Here is a 17,364-nt window from a genome sequence, read left to right on the forward strand (position 1 = left end):
TGGATTCCTCCTTATTCATAGATGTTTCCTTTCGCAAGGATGCTGAGTTTATCCAGATCCTTGATGGTGATGGAGCCGTTGACCCTCTCGATGAGGTCATCCGTCGCCATTTTCTTCAACACCCTGTTCAGGTGACGGTAGCTCGTGCCGATCCATTCGGCGAGCTCCATGAGATTGGACGTATGCATTTCCTGGTGGAACATGGTCCCTTCCCCCGCCTCAGAAATCGACAGCAAGTAGCTTGCAAGGCGCACTTCGACTGGGTACAGCATGTGCATACTCGTGATATGCATTTCCGTATAAAATTTGTGTGCCACGGTATCAAACAGAAAGCGCATGATCGCTGGGTGACACTTCTCGAGTTTTGCCAAGTCCTCGAATGATAAGGATAGGAACACCCCATCCGTGACTGCCTCCACCGAGTTCAAGACCGGTGTCCCCTTCGAATATTCCACATCCCCGATCAGGGCAAGGGGCCGCTTGAACCGGTTGATCAACAGCTTTCCTTCAGGTGTATGGGTGAAGATTTTGATTTTCCCCTCCAGGAGGAAATATAGTTCGTCGAGCTCTTCCCCTGTGGAAAAAAGGACATCTCCTTTTTCAAACGAATACATTTTAATATTTTTTCTAAAGTCGGCCGGAAATAAATCGGCCAGCTCGAATTGATTAATATAACGGTCTGGTTGAGCATCTTGGATTTCTTTCATCTTCATACTCCTTTTTTACAATTGAAACAGGATCACTCCTGCCAGCATCATCGTGAGTCCGACTGCCTGCCTCTTCGTCACCGGAATCTTCTTTTCCCCGAACCAGCCACGTGATTCAATGAGGAATGCCGTTCCGATTTGCGCCACAAGAAGGATCGCGATCGCAGCTGCCGGCCCGATGCTGTGAATCGCTGTCAGTTCTGAAAATACCACGATTACCCCGAATGTGCCTCCGATCAAGTACAGGAACGGCACCTGCCTGAAGCTCTTCCCTTTTCCATCTCTTACTTTCGAGTATATCGTCATTGAAATGATAAATGCCACCAGGTGGACCATCGAAGTCGTATGCCACCCGCCGATCGCGTCACTCATCCGTGCATTGAAAATCCCCTGCATCGTAATGCAAAGACCCCCAAACAGAGCAAATAAAGCACCTTTCATCGTTCATCCTCCTATTCTTTGTTCTATTAAATAGGAGGTCGGGGATTTGTGAAAGGACATATGTCCTAAGGGTGCACGAATGGGAGATAGGGTATGCGTTTTCATGTGGATTTGTTGGCGTAGAAATCATTTTTCAGCGTAATTTTTAATTTATCAGCGAACCCAAATCCCCCCACACCAATATGGTAAAATGTAACAAGGAGGAGATACATATGAAAAAAGTGTTGGTCTTTCTAACCGACGGCTTTGCCGATTGGGAAGCAAGCTATGTAACCGCGGAGCTGAACAAATCGTGGACGGGCTACGAGGTTCAAACAGTTGCCATTGATAAGGATCCCAAGGTTTCCATGGGTGGATTGAAGGTACTTCCCGACTACAGCATGGATGATGTTCTTCCAGACTTCCATATGCTGATTATGCCTGGCGGAACCACGTGGCGAGAAGAGAAGAATCAGAAGATCCAGAAGCTTGTGAAGGAATGTTTCGATAAAAACATCTCCGTCGCCGCCATTTGTGACGCCACGACATTCCTTGGCATGAACGGATTCCTTGATCACCATAAGCATACAGGAAATTCCCTTCCTTATCTAAAAGAAGGAGCCCCGGAGTATCGAGGCGAGGAGCACTACATAACCACACCATCCGTTCGTGATAACGGACTCGTCACAGCAAATGGAACGGCTGCACTTGAATTCTCCAGAAACATTTTGCTGGAATTGAATGTTGGTGACGAGAAGGGCATACAGAATTGGTATGAACATTTTAAAAAGGGCTCTGTTCCTAGCTAAATAGAAAGTAGCCAGAGGGACAGGTCCCCTGGCTACTTGTTCATTTCACACAAAAATTGAGGGACAGAAACCTATAGGTCCGTCCCTCCCTTCTTCTATCTAGTTCCCGTAAACTGACCCGGTGGATGAGTTCAACACCCCATTGACTGCATCTAATACATAGGAAAAACCGGTGTGATTCGTCCAATCAGTCATATCAATCGTATCTCCGTTATTCAGCTTGATTACGTCAATGTCGCTGATGAAAAGAGGTGATACTTGGCTCGGCTGTGAAGAAGCTTTTGCCAGATAGACTGATTGATTTGTCCCTCCAGGCTGTACGGCTACTCTCGCTGATCCATCCGCTTCGATCAACAGAGCCGTCTGCTCGTTTACGGCAATTCCCTTCGCTTCAGTGGTCCATCCGTCCAACAGATTCCGTGATAAGAACCCGACCAGGCGCCCCATCCTGTCCCGTTGCTCGAAGTGACTATCCGTGATGGTGTGATCCAAGTAGCGATTCTTGAGGAAGTTCCTTGAAAACGTCATATAACGATTGTAGGGATCGGCCAACGCTTCGTCCGAATAGACAGTTCCATTGGCAGCGTCATACACAAATTCTCCCTGAATCGCAAGTCCTGCAGAAGTCCCGCCGATAGGGATCCCTTTCTGAATCCTCGCATTCAATGCATCCTCCAATGGAGTCCCTTCAATATAGTCAACATACAAAAACTGATCTCCACCTGCAAAGAAAACCGCTTCCGCATTCTTCACTTTATTCAGCACGAAGCTGTCATACGAGGCGTTCCGACTTTTTAACAAGATGGTTTCCACTGAATTGAGGGGTGCCCCGTTGTCTGCGGCTAAATCATATAAGTACTGATTATATCCGTCACTGCCTGATGTTCTGAGGATAACGAAGTCTCCTCCATTGGCTTTCTCCGCCATCCATTTCATCGCCTCATCTACATCCGTAGAGCCTCCCATCAGGTTCACACCATACGTCGTCTGAGTCGTCACGTCCCCTTCGCTACCATAAGGGTAATACGTATAGCTGCTTCTTGCCGCTCCTGCCGACACCACGATGCTTCCCCATAAAACGATGACCAACCATCCGGCAATCCATTTTTTCACATGTTCGTCCTCCTTTTTATCAAATCACCTACCTTACTTGCAAATTCCATGCCAATTCCGAAAAACCATTAAATAACTGAATAATACGAATAATTTGAAATTAATTGGTTCTTATTGGTTTTTTCTCTTATCTTGATAAACCCACAAAAGAACCATAAAGGCTCCTTCAAACACTCACCCATATTCCTCCAATTACAAGAATGACATCCCCCTCTTCAGCGCATACTATCCTATTGACACTACCAAAAGGGTGAGCGCAATGAATCAGAACCAATCAGGCCATTTAGCAGAAAGAGTCTCAGGGATCCTTGCATCCTTCGGAGAAAGCTCGGATGTCAAAACCCGTTATTTGAAGTTACCCGGCAGCCATCTTTCTGCCTGCCTCCTTTACATAGAAAACATTGTGGATACCATGTCCATTCAGGAGCATATCATCGAACCTTTGCTGCAAAAACCGATGCCTGATGAAGACGAACCGTTCTTCCCTTTTATCATCCAAGAGGTTCTTCAAATCTCTGATATCGAGGTCGTCGAAGACATGGCCAAGGTCATCGATAAGCTCGTGAATGGATCCACCATCATCCTGTTTGATGGCGAGTCAGATGTTCTTTCAGCGGATACAGCCAAGTGGGAGGAGCGATCCCTCTCCAATCCAAAGGGACAGCGTACTGTCCAGGGGCCAGATGTCGGCTTTACGGAGAGCCGCAGCGGAAATGTGGCCCTCATCAGGAAATACATTAAAAACCCAACGCTCCAGGCTCATACCGAAACCTACGGGAAGATCACGAATACGTCTGTCACCCTTGTTTACCTGGAGAATCTGGTGGATACAGAGATTTTATCGAGTATCAAAGAGAAGCTGAACGAAATGCCCTATGATTCGGTCATCGGTTCGAATTATATTACCGAGTATTTGACGAAAGAGTCTAAATCCCTTTTCCCTTTAGTCTTGAATTCTGATAGACCGGATGTAGCGGCTGCGGAGGTTTTGGAGGGGAGGGTGTGCATCGTTGTGGACGGAACCCCGTTCGTTCTGATTGCACCGGCTGTGCTCATCCAGTTCTTCCAGTCGCCCGATGATTATTATTTAAGCAGCGAAGCCACGAAATATGTGCGGCCATTGCGGTTTATTTTCTTCTGGTTATCTCTTTACATACCCGGCTTGTATGTGGCCTTCACGACCTTCCACAAAGGTCTCTTGCCGGTGAATTTATTGGTGGGATTCACGGCCCAACAGCAATCCGTACCGTTTCCCACCGTTTTTGAAACACTTCTTGTATTGACCTTGACCGATGCCATCTATGAGGGATCAAGCCGTCTCCCACAGAATCTCGTCATCACCATCTCTCTCTTTGGTGCCATCGTTTTCGGCCAGGCATCTGTGGAAGCACAGCTCGTACAGCCCATCACCCTGGTGATCATCAGTATTTCGTTCATCTTTTCAAGCATCATCCCGATTGCCTCCTTGAACTATTCCGTCAGGATCATTAAGATCAGCTTGATCTTGATCGGAGCATTGCTTGGATTATACGGAATCGCTTTATTCACGTTAATGCTTTTGGTTCATCTCTGCTACCTGAGATCGTTCTCGGTCCCGTATCTTGCCCCGGTCTCACCCTATTCGCGCAGGGACATGAAGAAGGATGTCTTCATCCGGAAACCGATACCTGAAATCAACCAAACCGTTCCTGTATTTCATAAGGAGGAGCAGATGGAAGATCAGTCGAAAAAGGAGAATGGTTCGTGAATCTATCCAAGTTACGTCTCATCACCATTTTGTTCGTCCTGCTGGGATCGATTATCGTAAGTTATATAAAAACGAAACAATTGAATGAGGTCGAACTCGTATCCGGTCTCGGGATTGATCAATTGGACGGTCAATATGCGGTGACCCTGCAGATCTTCAATCCTTCTGCCAATCAGAAGAATGCCGTAGACCCGACAGGCGGGTTCACCTATACCCAAATGGGCAGAACCATACCGGAAGCCATTGAAAAAATTAGAAAAGAAACGCTTAAAGATCCGATTCTTGACACCTTGCAAGTGGTCACCTTGAGCGAAGGGCTGGTGAAAGAGGAGGGTTTGAACGAAACGCTGGATTTCCTTGTGCGCAATCCCCGTGTTCCGGCGAGCATCAATACCATCGTCATCAAAGGGCAAAGTCCAGAATCATTTTTGAAGTTGTTTACCCCCCAGGAGAAATTAACTGCCTTATATACGAATACGATGCTGAGAAATTCAAAACAGGTCTGGGGAAATCTTGTGAACTCTTCATCCGAGCGCATTCGAAGCTACTTAACAGACAAGACTTCGGACATTATTATCCCATATGTGGAGATTCACGGTGATATCGATAAAGGGATGTCCAAGGGGAATATTGAGAGTTTCTCCCCCGCCTCCCATGTTTCCCTAGAAGGATTTGCGACGTTTAAAAGAGAGAAGCTGTATTCCTTTTTAACCAACGAGGAAAGCAATACATTGGCCCTTATGAAGGGAGTTGATCAGGTTGTAAACATCTCGGCACCATGTGCAGATTCACACGATGAATTTACAATTGAAACCATCTCCACCTCCTCCTCCCTGAAAGCAGACACTCAACCGGTTTCCTTCCGCCTGAAGGTAAAGATCAAAGGAAACCTTGAACAAATCGGGTGTGGGAAAGACCTTACGAAGCTTGCTTCACGAAAAACACTGCAATCTCAATTGGAAAAAAAGATCAAATCCAATATGGATGCCGTCATCAAAAAGTCTCAGGAAGATGGGACAGACGTGCTTGGATTAAAGGATGCCCTATACCGGCAAGAACCAAAGCTTTGGAAAAAGAAAAAGAACGAGAAAGATTTTCTATCGACGGTGAATGTGAACACAAGTGTCCATGTGGAGTTCATTCGATTCGGTCACGTCAAACAATAATCCAGAAAGGGGGCAGAAGTCATGAATAAGGTATCCATGTCCGCACTTGAGTTATGTTCCATGATGCTTCTTTTCCTTACCGGGAGCACGATCGTAGTAGGTTTGAACTTTACCGCCATGGAAGACAGTATCCTGGCGACTGCCATGGAAGTAGGATTCGGGATCCTTTTATTCTACTTCTATCTTCTTGTATTGAAGAAGAGCTCGTGGAAGGAATTCGTCCCCCTTTTGGAGACGGGGTTCGGTTCCCTTTTGGCCAGGATCCTGGCTGTCATCTTCAGTTTTTACTTTCTATACATTGCCGCCAGGGTCATGAATGATTTTGCCTTTTTCACTACCCAGATCCTTTATCCGGATGCCCCGAACTGGATTGCCGCCGTCCCGTTCTTACTCGTTGTCGGCTATAGTACGATGCTCGGGATCGAAGCGATTGCCAGAAGCGCTGTCATCATGACCTTCTTTTTTCTACTGATCCTGGTCATATTATGGCTGCTCGGTTTCCTTTCAGAAGAATTCCAGGTAAGATACCTCATGCCTCTCTTCTCACACGGATGGAAACCGCTCGGGCACATGATCTTTCCTACTGGTCTGACTTTCCCATATGGGGAACTTGTTGTATTTCTTGTCTTCCTACCGTACATTGCCAATAAAGAGAAGGTACAAAAGGTGGTTTGGATGCCCATCGTCATTGCCGGCGTGATTATTATGATCACCATGGAACTGGTCATTGGGATCCTTCATGCCCCCTTCGCCAATACCTATTACTTTCCATTTGTGAAAGCGATGGAATTGGTTTCGTATTTAGGAATCATTGAGCATATGGAAATCTTCACCTACCTCCTTCTGATCGGAGGAGGGTTCATCAAAGTATCCGTATTCATATACGCTTCACGGGTCGTTCTCAGCCAACTGTTCAAGGTGAAGCAAAAGAATAGGCACGTCTTCATCTTAATGGCGGTCGTGTACCTCCTCTCCCTCCATCGAAGCGGAGACATAGCCGAGCATTTATACGTGGGATTGAAGCTCGTCCCCTACTATCTCCATATCCCGCTTCAACTCGTCATTCCCTTCTTATTGGGGATTGTGGTGTTTTGGAAAACGAGAAAGAGAGCATCATAAAAAAAAGAGGCTTATCCGTTTTAAAGATAAGCCTCTTCCCTTTATTCTGAAACCTTCACAACCGTTCTCCCTCTTGCCTTTCCAGCAAGGATTCCCGACAGTGCCTCAGGCAGATCATCAAATGAGACTTCATGCTGAATGTCCTGTAGTCCATCCGGCTTCAAGTCCGTCGCCATGCGCTCCCATAGCTTGACTCTCAGGTCTTTCGGACAATATACCGAATCAATTCCCAATAAGTTAACGCCCCTTAAGATGAACGGGAACACCGTCGTCGGTACATCCCCGCCGCCGGTCAACCCACTGACCGCAACAGATCCTCCATACTGGGTGTTGCTCAATACGGCGGCAAGCGTCTTACCGCCGACCGGATCGATGGCTCCTGCCCAACGCTGTTTCCCGATTGGACGAATCTTCTCCGGATTTACGTCATCACGTGAAACGATTTCCTTCGCGCCTAAGTCTCTCAAATAATCATGTTCCGATTCTTTTCCTGTACTGGCGATAACGTCATAATTCCGTTTGGCAAGCATGGAAACCGCCATGCTCCCGACTCCGCCCGTGGCTCCCGTCACCAATACGGGCCCGTTATCAGGAGACAATCCGTTCTTCTCTAATTGATGGATGGACAGGGCCGCTGTAAATCCTGCCGTCCCGAACGTCATCGCTTCTTTCATCGTCAAGCCTTCCGGAAGCGGGATGACCCATTCAGCCGGGACCCTGGCATATTCGCTGTATCCCCCGTAATGGGAAACACCCAGCTCATAGCTGGTCACGACCACCTCGTCTCCCTCCTGATAACGGGAATCTTCTGATGACGTCACCACACCTGCGAGATCGATCCCCGGTACAAACGGATAGGATTTCACGATATTCCCCTTCGGAATGCTCGCCAGCCCGTCTTTATAATTCACGCTCGAATAATGGACGCGGATCGTCACATCCCCTTCCGGCAGATCATCATGTGTGAGCGATTCAACGTTCAACGAGAAATCTTCTTCCGTTTTATTTACAACAAGTGCTTTAAATGAATTTGACATCTGAATCTTCCCCTTTCGAATGAATTACGTTCATCATAGTATATTTTATACTGACCGGTCAATTTATTTTATCCGGCCAGTTTAAAAACACCCTCGCATTTTGTATAATGAGTGTAGTTTCAACTGGAGGTTGTATGTCACAATGGCTAAAAAAGCTGAACAAAGACGCAAACAAATACTAAAGGCCGCCTTTCAAGCTGCATCGGAAAAAGGATACGAATCCGTCACCCTGCAGGATATCGCCGATTACGCCGACGTCAGTAAAGGGGTCACCAACTACTATTTTAAAAATAAAGGCGATGTCTTCGCCCACCTGTTTGAATGGATCACCACCAGGATTTATGAAAAAGAAGCAGAATCCGTAGAGGAAAAAAACACTGCCTTGGAGAAACTGGACGCCTATCTTTCACAAGTCTTCATCAGTCCTTCTGAAAACCGGACCTTTTACCGGGTGTACCTGGACTTTCTTTCACAGGTCAAAAACGATGACCGATACAAAGAAATCAACCAGCGTTTCTATGAAAACTGCTGGTCCATAGGCGAGCAGATCATCCAACAGGGAATCAAAGAGGATGCCTTTCAAGTCGAGGATATCCAACAAGCCGCCAAAAGCATCAGGGCCATGATCGACGGCAGCCTGATTCAGTGGCTGATGAGGGATGATGATGAATTGCACAAGGATTACCGGAAGATGTGTTATGACTCTATCCTCCGTATTCTGTCACGTTAGAAGCCAAGGGGACAGGTACCGTGGCCTTTTTTGGCCGGGGTACCTGTCCCCTTACTTTTTTTTGATTTTCACCGGCGAAATTTCAACTATATCAGCGATCTTCATTTCCTCCGACATTTGCACAAAGCACAGATCCGGCGCCTACTCTCTCCCAGGAGAACCTGGAGGGTTATACTTCGGTGGAATCCGGAGCCATCCCCTCGAAATCATCAGGTTCTTTAACGGCGCAGCGAATTTCATCAGATTGATCTGGATGGAAAAGAACATCAATCCGACATCGGTCCGGACGGTCTTCGCCATGGCCTGAGCGCAAAAAGTGATGGAAGCTGCCACTTTGGCAGAAATGAGGTTGGCGATCTCATCATCGTTCAGCTTCACCCCTTCCGGCACGGCGCTTTGTTCGGATTGGGGTTTATCAGGATTGACCAGTGGCAGGGGAACGCCTTCCTTTAAAAGGAGTTTTTCTATCTTTTTCGTATCGGCCAAACTCCCTTCCAGTGCGTTCTGCAATACATGAAGCATATCCTTGTCCGTCGTCGTGTTAAGTCCTATCTGATAGAGGGCGTGGGCTTCATGAAAGGCAGTGAAAGCCGTCCAAAGATCCATCACCTCACCGACGTGAAGAGGAGGTTTGGGCGCTTCATCTGTAAAGTTCTTCATGATGGCTGAAATGGCTTCGAATACATGGGTCATCTTTGTTCCTCCTGATTACTTGTTCCTCCTATTATTCCTCTATATTTGTCAGGCATACAGAAAACCCAAAGGGACAGATACCTCGGACTTGGATTGGTCCGAGGTATCTGTCCCATTATGCAGCTTTAATCAGCGAAATCCTCTCTACTCGACTACACCCAATCCCCACTTCAAATAGCCTATCAATAACTCCGTCTGCTCCTTCAACTGAATCGTCTCAGAATCCAGAATGGCATGGTCCATCGCCATTCCGTCGATATGGGAGATGATAGCCTTGGCCATCACCTCTGGGTCAAATTTCGGTGTAAACTCCCCTGCTTTCACCCCTTCTTCGATGATGTTGATGGTCATTTGATACGCCTGGGAGAAACGTTTCCTTGCATGCTCCTGTCTGCTTTCATCGTTCCTCCCAGTGATGAAGTATTCAAGTTTGGAAGGAGCAAGGGCATCCATTTCATTCGTTGCTTTTTTGCTCTCACCAAGGAAGCTCATGAGCAAGACATCCCAATAGCTTCCCTGTTGCTTCAGCATGGCCTCTATACTCCCTTCGATGACTTCCACCTGCTCAGATTCGATCAACGCTTCAAAGAGATCGTCTTTGTTTTCGAAATATTGGTACAAACCGCCACGGCTCACACCGGCACGTTCCATGACGAGCTTCATGGTCGTATTTTCATAGCCGTGTTCGCTAAAGACTTCCCGTGCTGCCTTTAATAAGTTAGAGCGGCGCTGCTCCTTGTGTTCCTGACTGACTTTCGGTGACATCAGTCTCCTCCTCTACTTTATTTCTAACTGCGATTGATATAAAGAATAATACGATTAATAGTGAACCCGTCACAATAAAAGACGGGATGATTCCGATGATGGTCGCAAGGGCTCCTCCTGCCAACGGCCCGACGATCGTTGCCGTTGTCGTCGTGCTATTTACGACACCAAAGACCCGACCCGTCATATGAACCGGCGTCTTCTCCTGGGTCGCTGCCTGGAACGGGATGAATACGAGACCGGCAGATGCCCCTGCCATTAAGCCAAGGGCCGGGACCCATACCATCGACAGGTTTAGATCAAAATGGGTCAAAACCCCCATCGATCCAAATCCCATGCCGATTCCAAGTACCCCGACACACATATAGACAAATGCGTTGTAGTCCGTTTTCTTAGAAAGATAAATACCTGTTAAGAGCATCCCGACACCTGCACTTGCTACCAGGTACCCAAGTAGATTGGGCGAAACGTCTGTCAACTGGCGTAACAGGACGATAAACTGGGAATCCGATAACTGCAGGATCAACAAGCTGACCCCTAGTAAAAACAGTCCATATAATAAGAAACTACTTTTCTTAATGAACGTGAAGCCGACCTTGATTTCTTCCTTGAAGGAAGGTCCGTCCCTCTTCTCTGCTTCCGCTTCCACTTCCTTGACGGCTTTAGGCAGCATGAAGATGAGGATGGCCGATAGGAAGAAGGTAGCTGAGTCCAGATAGAAGACGTTGTAGGTTCCGATCAGTGATACGAGAATTCCGCTCACAAGCGGACCTATGACCTTCGTACCCGAATCGATGGTGGAAGATAGTGACATGGCCCCTTTGATCTGCTTATCAGGCACAAGTTCCTTCAACTTCCCGTTCTTCGCCGGAATGAAGACCGACGAGAACATCCCCGTCAGGAACAGGCATCCATACACCATCCACACGTTCGTGGCGAGGGTCAGAAGCAGGATCAATACACCCCTCACCAGATCGGAAAACACCATCAGCGTCTTCCGCTCCATCCGGTCGGCAATTGTACCCGTGACCGGTCCAAGTAAAGCCATCGGCAAAGCAAGACTTAAGATGATCAATGACATCTGCATCGGTGTTGCTTCCCATTTTAACCCGACAAGCGTAATGATCGCCACTATACTCAACCAATCCCCAAGTCCCGAAATCGCCTGCGCCGTCATCAATGTGATGAACGGTTTGTTTTTACGTAAAGAGTTCTCCATGTGAATCTCCCCTTTTAAAAATGACATTAGTGTCGTTTTGTTAATTTTATTATATCGACACTGATGTCATTTTGCAACCGTTTTTAGAAAAATAAAAAAATTGTTATACTTAACCTACGATGGTTACTCATTATTCATTCAATGAACGGAGGTATTCACGTGCCTAGCGCAGTAAATCTTGATATGTTGACCGAAGAATTGGAATCACAATTTGAAGGATTTCACTATTTTCTCCATTTAGAGACGATGGAGGTGGTCACGGTGTCCACGGGGATTTTAAGTCAAGCGGAAGATGAAGAGCCGATAGACGGGCTTGAGGACTGGGAGCTGACTGAATATGCCAATGCGGTGGGTATTCTCGAGCATCCTTCCCTCTATCTGGACCTGCCCGATCGGGATGAGGTCAATGAGTATCCAATGATGGAAAACTTCTGCATCTCCCTGGAAGAGGGTCCCGACAAAGAACGGCTGATCTCAGCCATTCAAGGACGGGGAGCATTTAGGAGATTTAAGGATCTGGTAGATCAGTTAGGAAAAAGGAATGAATGGTTTGCGTTCAGGAAGCAGTGCTACAGGGAGGAAGCGAAGGATTGGTGTGAGTTTCATGGGGTGAAGTATGAGTGAAGACGTTGGAAGAGAGCTCATGATCACCATGAGCCTCTCTGCACCTTATGACTCCCGATTATCAAACATACTGTCACACTTCTTTTCCGTATGTTTGGTGCTACCTTCAATGATATTGGTCACATCCGATGATACCTTATCTTTCTCACAAAATTGCCTTACCTGCTTTCCTTTCTTCGTCACTCCATAATAATAGGTAATGTCCGGTTCATCTTTGAAAATGACCATATAATGCCCATGATAGAATTCCCGATTGATCAGGTATTTCGGTTCTATGTAATGCGATTTTTTTATCATTTCCTGTGAAATCCTTTTTTCCTTTAAATAATCCGGAACATGCTGATTCACAATATACTTCGTGTACGGGTTTCCATTGTTCAGGACATACAAAAAAACGGCTGGAATAGCAAAGATAGCCAGTACGATGATGATTGTGATCAAAGCTGAAAGCCGATTTCTATTCATCTGTTCTACTCCTTTCATCATAATGGAATTTACTCCGCTAGCAGTGTCCCATAGTAATACCCTGCATCCTGAAGAGCCGCCTGCATATCAATATAATTTGTAATCGCAGCAAATAGCGCTCCGCCAGCAAGACAGCCAAGAATCACCATGGCTGTCATCGGGATATGCTTGCGTTTTTTATATGTAATGAAAGTTGTCAGGACGACAATGGCAAAATAAACGGCCGATATGATCATGGTGAATCGATGACCGTCCGCTTCATTGACGGCTACCCGAAAATCATCCAAGCTTTGGTCATTCTCACTGTTTTCCTTTATCGTCTGTTTATAATCTTCATCGCCGATTTTCCAGGTGAAAGAATTGCCTTCTTTTATAACTTTATAATAAAAACCCCCTGCATCTCCTTTTGTTATGACCTCGGTTGACTCAGCATTCACCTGCATAGGAATCAAACCAAGCAGGAATACTATGACCATTGCTTTTTTCAACTTCAACATCCCCTTTTTTAAAACAGAAGCTTATCCCTTGACAAAAAACCGTAAATATATAATAATGAATATCGAATTAGAATTATTACAATCTGTTAATGATTCTCAATCAAACACATACTTAGGAGGAATTTACACTATGTCATTAATCGGTTCACAAGTCGTACCATTTAAAGCAGAAGCATTCAAAGACGGTGAGTTCATCACTGTTACAGACGAAAGTCTAAAAGGTCAATGGAGCATTTTCTGCTTCTACCCTGCAGACTTCACATTTGTTTGCCCGACAGAACTTGAAGACCTTCAAAATAACTACGATACACTTAAAGAGCTTGGCGTAGAGGTATATTCTGTTTCTACGGACACGCACTTTACACATAAAGGCTGGCACGACAGCTCTGAAAAAATCGGTAAAATCAAATACGCGATGATCGGTGACCCGTCACAACGCATCACTCGCGGATTCGACGTATTAAATGAAGAAGATGGTCTTGCTGACCGCGGAACATTCATCATCGATCCAGATGGCGTGATCCAAGCAGTTGAAATCAACGCTGGCGGAATCGGCCGTGACGCAGACATCTTAGTTAGCAAAATCAAGGCTGCACAATATGTGCGCAACAACCCAGGCGAAGTTTGCCCGGCTAAATGGCAGGAAGGTTCTGAAACACTTAAGCCAAGCCTTGACTTAGTTGGTAAATTATAAGGAGTGCTAGGCATGCTCGAAGCAGATATTAAAGCACAATTAGAACAATACCTGCAGATGATGGAAGGCGACATCGTCCTGAAAGTCAGCGCAGGGGAAGATGACATCTCAAAGGATATGCTGGCTCTTGTTGAAGAGCTTTCATCCATGTCATCCCGCATCTCAGTGGAAAAAGCAGAACTGACAAGAACACCAAGCTTCAGCGTGAATCGTCCTGGTGAGGAAACCGGCATCACTTTTGCCGGGATCCCTCTTGGGCATGAATTCACATCCTTGGTCCTTGCCCTTCTTCAAGTGAGCGGCAGAGCACCGAAAGTGGACCAAAGCGTCATCGACCAGATCAAGAGCGTCAAAGGCGACCACCACTTTGAGACGTATGTCAGCCTAAGCTGTCATAACTGTCCTGATGTCGTACAGGCACTGAATATCATGAGTGTCCTGAACCCGAACATCACGCACACGATGATCGACGGAGCTGCCTTCAAGGAAGAAGTGGAACAGAAGAACGTCATGGCTGTTCCTGCAGTCTACCTGAATGCGGAATTCTTCAACGGCGGTCGTACGACGTTAGAAGAAATTCTATCTAAGATCGTAGAAGGCCCAAGTGCCGATGAGTTATCGGGTAAAGAACCTTATGACGTCCTTGTCGTAGGTGGCGGACCTGCTGGTTCCAGTGCGGCGATTTATGCTGCACGTAAAGGAATTCGTACAGGAATTGTCGCTGAACGCTTCGGCGGTCAGGTCCTTGACACGATGAGCATCGAGAACTTCATCAGCGTGAAGCAGACGGAAGGTCCGAAACTTGTGGCGAGCCTTGAAGAACACGTGAAGGACTATGGCATCGATGTCATGAACCTTCAGCGTGCCAAGCGCCTCGAGAAGAAAGACCTTGTGGAGCTTGAGCTTGAAAGCGGTGCGGTCCTGAAGAGTAAGAGTTTGATCATCTCGACAGGTGCTCGCTGGCGCAACATCGGCGTTCCTGGTGAAGAGAAGTTCAAGAACAAAGGAGTGGCTTACTGCCCTCACTGTGACGGACCTCTATTCGAAGGGAAAGATGTCGCTGTCATCGGCGGAGGAAACTCCGGTATCGAAGCAGCCATTGACCTTGCAGGAATCGTCAAGCACGTTACAGTCCTTGAGTTCAACTCTGAGCTAAAAGCCGACGACGTGCTGCAAAAACGTCTATACAGCCTGCCGAACGTAACGGTGATCACGAACGCTCAAACACAGGAGATCACAGGTACAGATAAAGTGAATGGTATCACTTATAAAGACCGTGAAACTCTTGAAGAGAAGCACGTCGAACTACAAGGTGTATTCGTCCAAATCGGTCTTGTGCCAAACACAGACTGGCTCGGCGACCTTGTGGAACGTACAAAATTCGGTGAAATCATCGTCGACAAACACGGTGCCACCAACGTACCTGGCGTATTCGCCGCAGGAGACTGTACAGACAGTGCCTACAACCAAATCATCATCTCCATGGGATCAGGAGCAACCGCCGCACTTGGCGCGTTTGATTATTTGATTCGGAACTAAGATGACTTTACTGGAGGTCCGTCCCTCGTTTTGAGGGACAGACCTCTTTCTGTTTTCGCGATCCTTTTTCTTGAAATACGTTATTAATCTACTAAATTTTAACATATCTATATTGTTATTTACTATTATAAAGAGAGGGACGGACCTCTGTTTCACCGAAACAGAAGGTCCGTCCCTCCTATATTATTTCCCTAATACATAGGTTTTGTATCCGCCGCTCAGGTTGCTGGCTTGGAACCCGTGGTTGGTCAGGATTTTGGTTGCGAGATAACCTCTTAATCCTACCTGGCAGTTGATGTAGATATGTTGCTGTTCAGGGAGTTCGCCCAACCGATCTCGCAGCTCTCCCAGTGGGATATTTACTGATCCCATGATAAAGCCACACTCTATTTCTTCCGGCTCCCTTACGTCCAGGAGATATCCGCCTTTTTTGAGGATGTCATCAATCTCATGATGATGGACGATGCTCAGTTCCCGATCAACAACATTCCCTGCTACATACCCTGCCATATTGACTGGATCCTTCGCAGAGGAATAAGGAGGTGCATAGGCAAGCTCAAGATCGGCCAAATCCCATACGTTCAACTTTCCTTTAATGGCGGTTGCGATAACGTCGATCCGTTTCTCTACTCCCTTGAATCCGACTGCCTGGGCACCGAATATCTCACCAGATTCAGGATGGAATAGTAGCTTCAGTGAAAGTTGGCTTCCTCCTGGATAGTATGTTGCATTGGAACTTGGATGAATATGCACGGCTTCATACGCTACTCCGAGTCGCTTCAACACTTTCTCGTTATTCCCAGTTGCCGCCACGGTCAAATCGAATACTTTGGCGACAGAAGTTCCGAGACTGCCTTTATACTCCGTAGCTTTTCCATTGATATGATCCGCTGCCAGACGTCCCTGGCGATTCGCCGGCCAGGCAAGTGGGATCATCGCAGGAACACCCTGGACATAATCCTTCACTTCGATTGCATCCCCGATGGCATAAATGTCAGGGTCATCGGTTTGAAGATGGGAATTGACGACAATGCCTCCGCGTTCGCCAAGCGTGAACCCAGCTCTACCGGCCAGTTCGTTTTCAGGTCTGACCCCGATAGACAGAATGGTCAGATCACTCCGCAGTTCTTTTCCGCTTTGAAGGACGATGGTACGTCCGTTATCCTTAAATGCCTTTACTCCATCATTTAAGTACAAATCGACATCTGCATTCTTCAGTTCACGGTGGACGATCGCTGCCATTTCATAATCGATTGGCGCCATTACCTGATTACCGAGTTCCACCACTGTCACTTTAACTCCACGATGATGGAGGTTCTCTGCCATTTCGAGGCCGATGAATCCTCCGCCGATGATCACCGCTTCTTCTGGTTTCGTTTCATCGACCCATGCTTTGATTCGATCTGTATCAGGGATATTTCTCAGAGTGAAGACTTTCTTTGCTTCCGTCAACCCTTCTAACGGAGGAACAATCGGACGAGCACCTGGAGAAAGAATCAGCTTATCATAGCTTTCTTCATACACCTTTCCGGTGTCCACTTTCTTAATTGAAACGGTCTTACGGTCACGGTGAATTTCCACCACCTCACTCAGGTTCCGAATATCAAGATTGAATTTCTTAGACATCCCCTCTACCGTTTGAACCAGTAAAGCGTCCCGATTCGTAATGACTTCCCCGATATAATACGGGAGCCCGCAATTAGCAAAAGAAATGTATTCTCCCTTTTCCACCATGATGATCTCATCTTCCTCACTTATACGGCGAAGCCTAGCTGCTGCAGTGGCTCCTCCGGCAACCCCACCTACAATCACGATTTTCTTCTTCATGGCCCTTTCCCTCTCTCTCCGAACAAAGTTTGTTAAAAATTTCACAAGTTAAGTTTTAAGTAGAAGTACTTCCTATACTTTTATTATATGACTCTTTTTCCGGAAATCAATATACCCCCATGTGTATATTCTGTGACACATTGAGGGACGAACCTCCATACGCCTCGAATACAGATTAGCTCAGGCTAGTTTG

The 17,364-nt window shown here is 46.6% G+C and carries 18 protein-coding genes; 8 read left to right on the top strand and 10 right to left on the bottom strand.

Translation table 11 applies throughout. From position 1 onward, the window contains the following. Positions 1–11 precede the first annotated feature (11 nt). Together SLH55_RS13860 and SLH55_RS13865 are read right to left on the bottom strand one after the other, a co-directional pair. Complete coding sequence (locus SLH55_RS13860) at positions 12–707, bottom strand: Crp/Fnr family transcriptional regulator (RefSeq protein ID WP_320323709.1); 696 nt, start codon at positions 705–707, stop codon at positions 12–14. Positions 708–722: 15 nt separating this feature from the next. Then, positions 723–1,148: a DMT family transporter gene (locus SLH55_RS13865; RefSeq protein ID WP_320323710.1), complete on the bottom strand. Its 426-nt coding sequence runs from the start codon at positions 1,146–1,148 to the stop codon at positions 723–725. 212 nt (positions 1,149–1,360) lie between these two features. Here SLH55_RS13865 and SLH55_RS13870 point away from each other — a divergent pair, with 212 nt between their 5' ends. Continuing rightward, positions 1,361–1,936, top strand: coding sequence for a type 1 glutamine amidotransferase family protein (locus SLH55_RS13870; protein ID WP_320323711.1), 576 nt, complete (start codon positions 1,361–1,363; stop codon positions 1,934–1,936). Between the two features lie 99 nt (positions 1,937–2,035). Here SLH55_RS13870 and SLH55_RS13875 read toward each other — a convergent pair whose 3' ends face one another. Continuing rightward, the gene (locus tag SLH55_RS13875; protein ID WP_320323712.1) at positions 2,036–3,049 is read right to left on the bottom strand and encodes a cyanophycinase; all 1,014 of its coding nucleotides are present in this window, start codon (positions 3,047–3,049) and stop codon (positions 2,036–2,038) included. Positions 3,050–3,308: 259 nt separating this feature from the next. On the opposite strand from SLH55_RS13875, the gene SLH55_RS13880 reads away from it, so the two are divergent. The 3 genes from SLH55_RS13880 to SLH55_RS13890 are packed head-to-tail and all read left to right on the top strand — an operon-like array spanning position 3,309 to position 7,081. Next, complete coding sequence (locus tag SLH55_RS13880; RefSeq protein ID WP_320323713.1) at positions 3,309–4,796, top strand: spore germination protein; 1,488 nt, start codon at positions 3,309–3,311, stop codon at positions 4,794–4,796. Next, positions 4,793–5,962, top strand: coding sequence for a Ger(x)C family spore germination protein (locus SLH55_RS13885; RefSeq protein WP_320323714.1), 1,170 nt, complete (start codon positions 4,793–4,795; stop codon positions 5,960–5,962). Before SLH55_RS13880 ends, SLH55_RS13885 begins: the two co-directional genes overlap by 4 nt. Positions 5,963–5,983: 21 nt before the next feature. After that, a complete protein-coding gene (locus tag SLH55_RS13890; protein ID WP_320323715.1) occupies positions 5,984–7,081 on the top strand; it encodes an endospore germination permease in 1,098 nt (365 codons plus the stop codon). Between the two features lie 41 nt (positions 7,082–7,122). On the opposite strand, the gene SLH55_RS13895 is transcribed toward SLH55_RS13890, so the two are convergent. Continuing rightward, a complete protein-coding gene (locus SLH55_RS13895) occupies positions 7,123–8,118 on the bottom strand; it encodes an acryloyl-CoA reductase (RefSeq protein ID WP_320323716.1) in 996 nt (331 codons plus the stop codon). Positions 8,119–8,260: 142 nt separating this feature from the next. On the opposite strand from SLH55_RS13895, the gene SLH55_RS13900 reads away from it, so the two are divergent. Further along, complete coding sequence (locus SLH55_RS13900; RefSeq protein ID WP_320323717.1) at positions 8,261–8,848, top strand: TetR/AcrR family transcriptional regulator; 588 nt, start codon at positions 8,261–8,263, stop codon at positions 8,846–8,848. Between the two features lie 141 nt (positions 8,849–8,989). On the opposite strand, the gene SLH55_RS13905 is transcribed toward SLH55_RS13900, so the two are convergent. From SLH55_RS13905 to SLH55_RS13915, 3 genes are all read right to left on the bottom strand, one after another. After that, positions 8,990–9,541: a DUF3231 family protein gene (locus SLH55_RS13905; RefSeq protein WP_320323718.1), complete on the bottom strand. Its 552-nt coding sequence runs from the start codon at positions 9,539–9,541 to the stop codon at positions 8,990–8,992. 144 nt (positions 9,542–9,685) lie between these two features. Then, complete coding sequence (locus SLH55_RS13910; RefSeq protein WP_320323719.1) at positions 9,686–10,306, bottom strand: TetR/AcrR family transcriptional regulator; 621 nt, start codon at positions 10,304–10,306, stop codon at positions 9,686–9,688. Further along, positions 10,260–11,525: an MFS transporter gene (locus SLH55_RS13915; protein WP_320323720.1), complete on the bottom strand. Its 1,266-nt coding sequence runs from the start codon at positions 11,523–11,525 to the stop codon at positions 10,260–10,262. Before SLH55_RS13915 ends, SLH55_RS13910 begins: the two co-directional genes overlap by 47 nt. A 159-nt stretch (positions 11,526–11,684) precedes the next feature. On the opposite strand from SLH55_RS13915, the gene SLH55_RS13920 reads away from it, so the two are divergent. Continuing rightward, positions 11,685–12,149 (top strand): UPF0158 family protein, encoded by a 465-nt coding sequence (locus tag SLH55_RS13920; RefSeq protein ID WP_320323721.1) that lies wholly within the window; start codon positions 11,685–11,687, stop codon positions 12,147–12,149. A gap of 45 nt (positions 12,150–12,194) precedes the next feature. Here the strand turns inward: SLH55_RS13920 and SLH55_RS13925 are convergent, their stop codons facing one another. Then, the gene (locus SLH55_RS13925; RefSeq protein ID WP_320323722.1) at positions 12,195–12,614 is read right to left on the bottom strand and encodes a DUF3139 domain-containing protein; all 420 of its coding nucleotides are present in this window, start codon (positions 12,612–12,614) and stop codon (positions 12,195–12,197) included. 29 nt (positions 12,615–12,643) lie between these two features. Further along, the gene (locus SLH55_RS13930) at positions 12,644–13,102 is read right to left on the bottom strand and encodes a geobacillin-26 family protein (RefSeq protein WP_320323723.1); all 459 of its coding nucleotides are present in this window, start codon (positions 13,100–13,102) and stop codon (positions 12,644–12,646) included. A 139-nt stretch (positions 13,103–13,241) separates the two neighbouring features. Between SLH55_RS13930 and ahpC the strand changes: the two genes are divergently transcribed. Both ahpC and ahpF read left to right on the top strand, forming a co-directional pair. Next, the gene (gene ahpC, locus SLH55_RS13935) at positions 13,242–13,805 is read left to right on the top strand and encodes an alkyl hydroperoxide reductase subunit C (RefSeq protein WP_206855898.1); all 564 of its coding nucleotides are present in this window, start codon (positions 13,242–13,244) and stop codon (positions 13,803–13,805) included. A gap of 12 nt (positions 13,806–13,817) precedes the next feature. Further along, positions 13,818–15,344: an alkyl hydroperoxide reductase subunit F gene (gene ahpF, locus SLH55_RS13940; RefSeq protein WP_320323724.1), complete on the top strand. Its 1,527-nt coding sequence runs from the start codon at positions 13,818–13,820 to the stop codon at positions 15,342–15,344. 183 nt (positions 15,345–15,527) lie between these two features. Here ahpF and SLH55_RS13945 read toward each other — a convergent pair whose 3' ends face one another. Continuing rightward, entirely contained in the window at positions 15,528–17,171 is a 1,644-nt protein-coding gene (locus tag SLH55_RS13945; RefSeq protein ID WP_219167527.1) for a CoA-disulfide reductase, read from the bottom strand. Positions 17,172–17,364: the final 193 nt, after the last annotated feature.

The sequence above is a fragment of the Rossellomorea sp. YZS02 genome (genome assembly GCF_033963925.1).
In the GTDB taxonomy this organism is placed as follows: domain Bacteria; phylum Bacillota; class Bacilli; order Bacillales; family Bacillaceae_B; genus Rossellomorea.

Bases quoted from the DNA above. Each gene is read 5' to 3' on its own strand.
- SLH55_RS13880 (WP_320323713.1), top strand. From the start codon at position 3,309: ATGAATCAGAACCAATCAGGCCATTTAGCAGAAAGAGTCTCAGGGATC.
- SLH55_RS13945 (WP_219167527.1), bottom strand. From the start codon at position 17,171: ATGAAGAAGAAAATCGTGATTGTAGGTGGGGTTGCCGGAGGAGCCACT.
- SLH55_RS13895 (WP_320323716.1), bottom strand. From the start codon at position 8,118: ATGTCAAATTCATTTAAAGCACTTGTTGTAAATAAAACGGAAGAAGAT.
- ahpC (WP_206855898.1), top strand. From the start codon at position 13,242: ATGTCATTAATCGGTTCACAAGTCGTACCATTTAAAGCAGAAGCATTC.
- SLH55_RS13925 (WP_320323722.1), bottom strand. From the start codon at position 12,614: ATGAATAGAAATCGGCTTTCAGCTTTGATCACAATCATCATCGTACTG.
- SLH55_RS13870 (WP_320323711.1), top strand. From the start codon at position 1,361: ATGAAAAAAGTGTTGGTCTTTCTAACCGACGGCTTTGCCGATTGGGAA.
- SLH55_RS13915 (WP_320323720.1), bottom strand. From the start codon at position 11,525: ATGGAGAACTCTTTACGTAAAAACAAACCGTTCATCACATTGATGACG.
- ahpF (WP_320323724.1), top strand. From the start codon at position 13,818: ATGCTCGAAGCAGATATTAAAGCACAATTAGAACAATACCTGCAGATG.
- SLH55_RS13860 (WP_320323709.1), bottom strand. From the start codon at position 707: ATGAAAGAAATCCAAGATGCTCAACCAGACCGTTATATTAATCAATTC.
- SLH55_RS13865 (WP_320323710.1), bottom strand. From the start codon at position 1,148: ATGAAAGGTGCTTTATTTGCTCTGTTTGGGGGTCTTTGCATTACGATG.
- SLH55_RS13890 (WP_320323715.1), top strand. From the start codon at position 5,984: ATGAATAAGGTATCCATGTCCGCACTTGAGTTATGTTCCATGATGCTT.
- SLH55_RS13900 (WP_320323717.1), top strand. From the start codon at position 8,261: ATGGCTAAAAAAGCTGAACAAAGACGCAAACAAATACTAAAGGCCGCC.
- SLH55_RS13910 (WP_320323719.1), bottom strand. From the start codon at position 10,306: ATGTCACCGAAAGTCAGTCAGGAACACAAGGAGCAGCGCCGCTCTAAC.
- SLH55_RS13905 (WP_320323718.1), bottom strand. From the start codon at position 9,541: ATGACCCATGTATTCGAAGCCATTTCAGCCATCATGAAGAACTTTACA.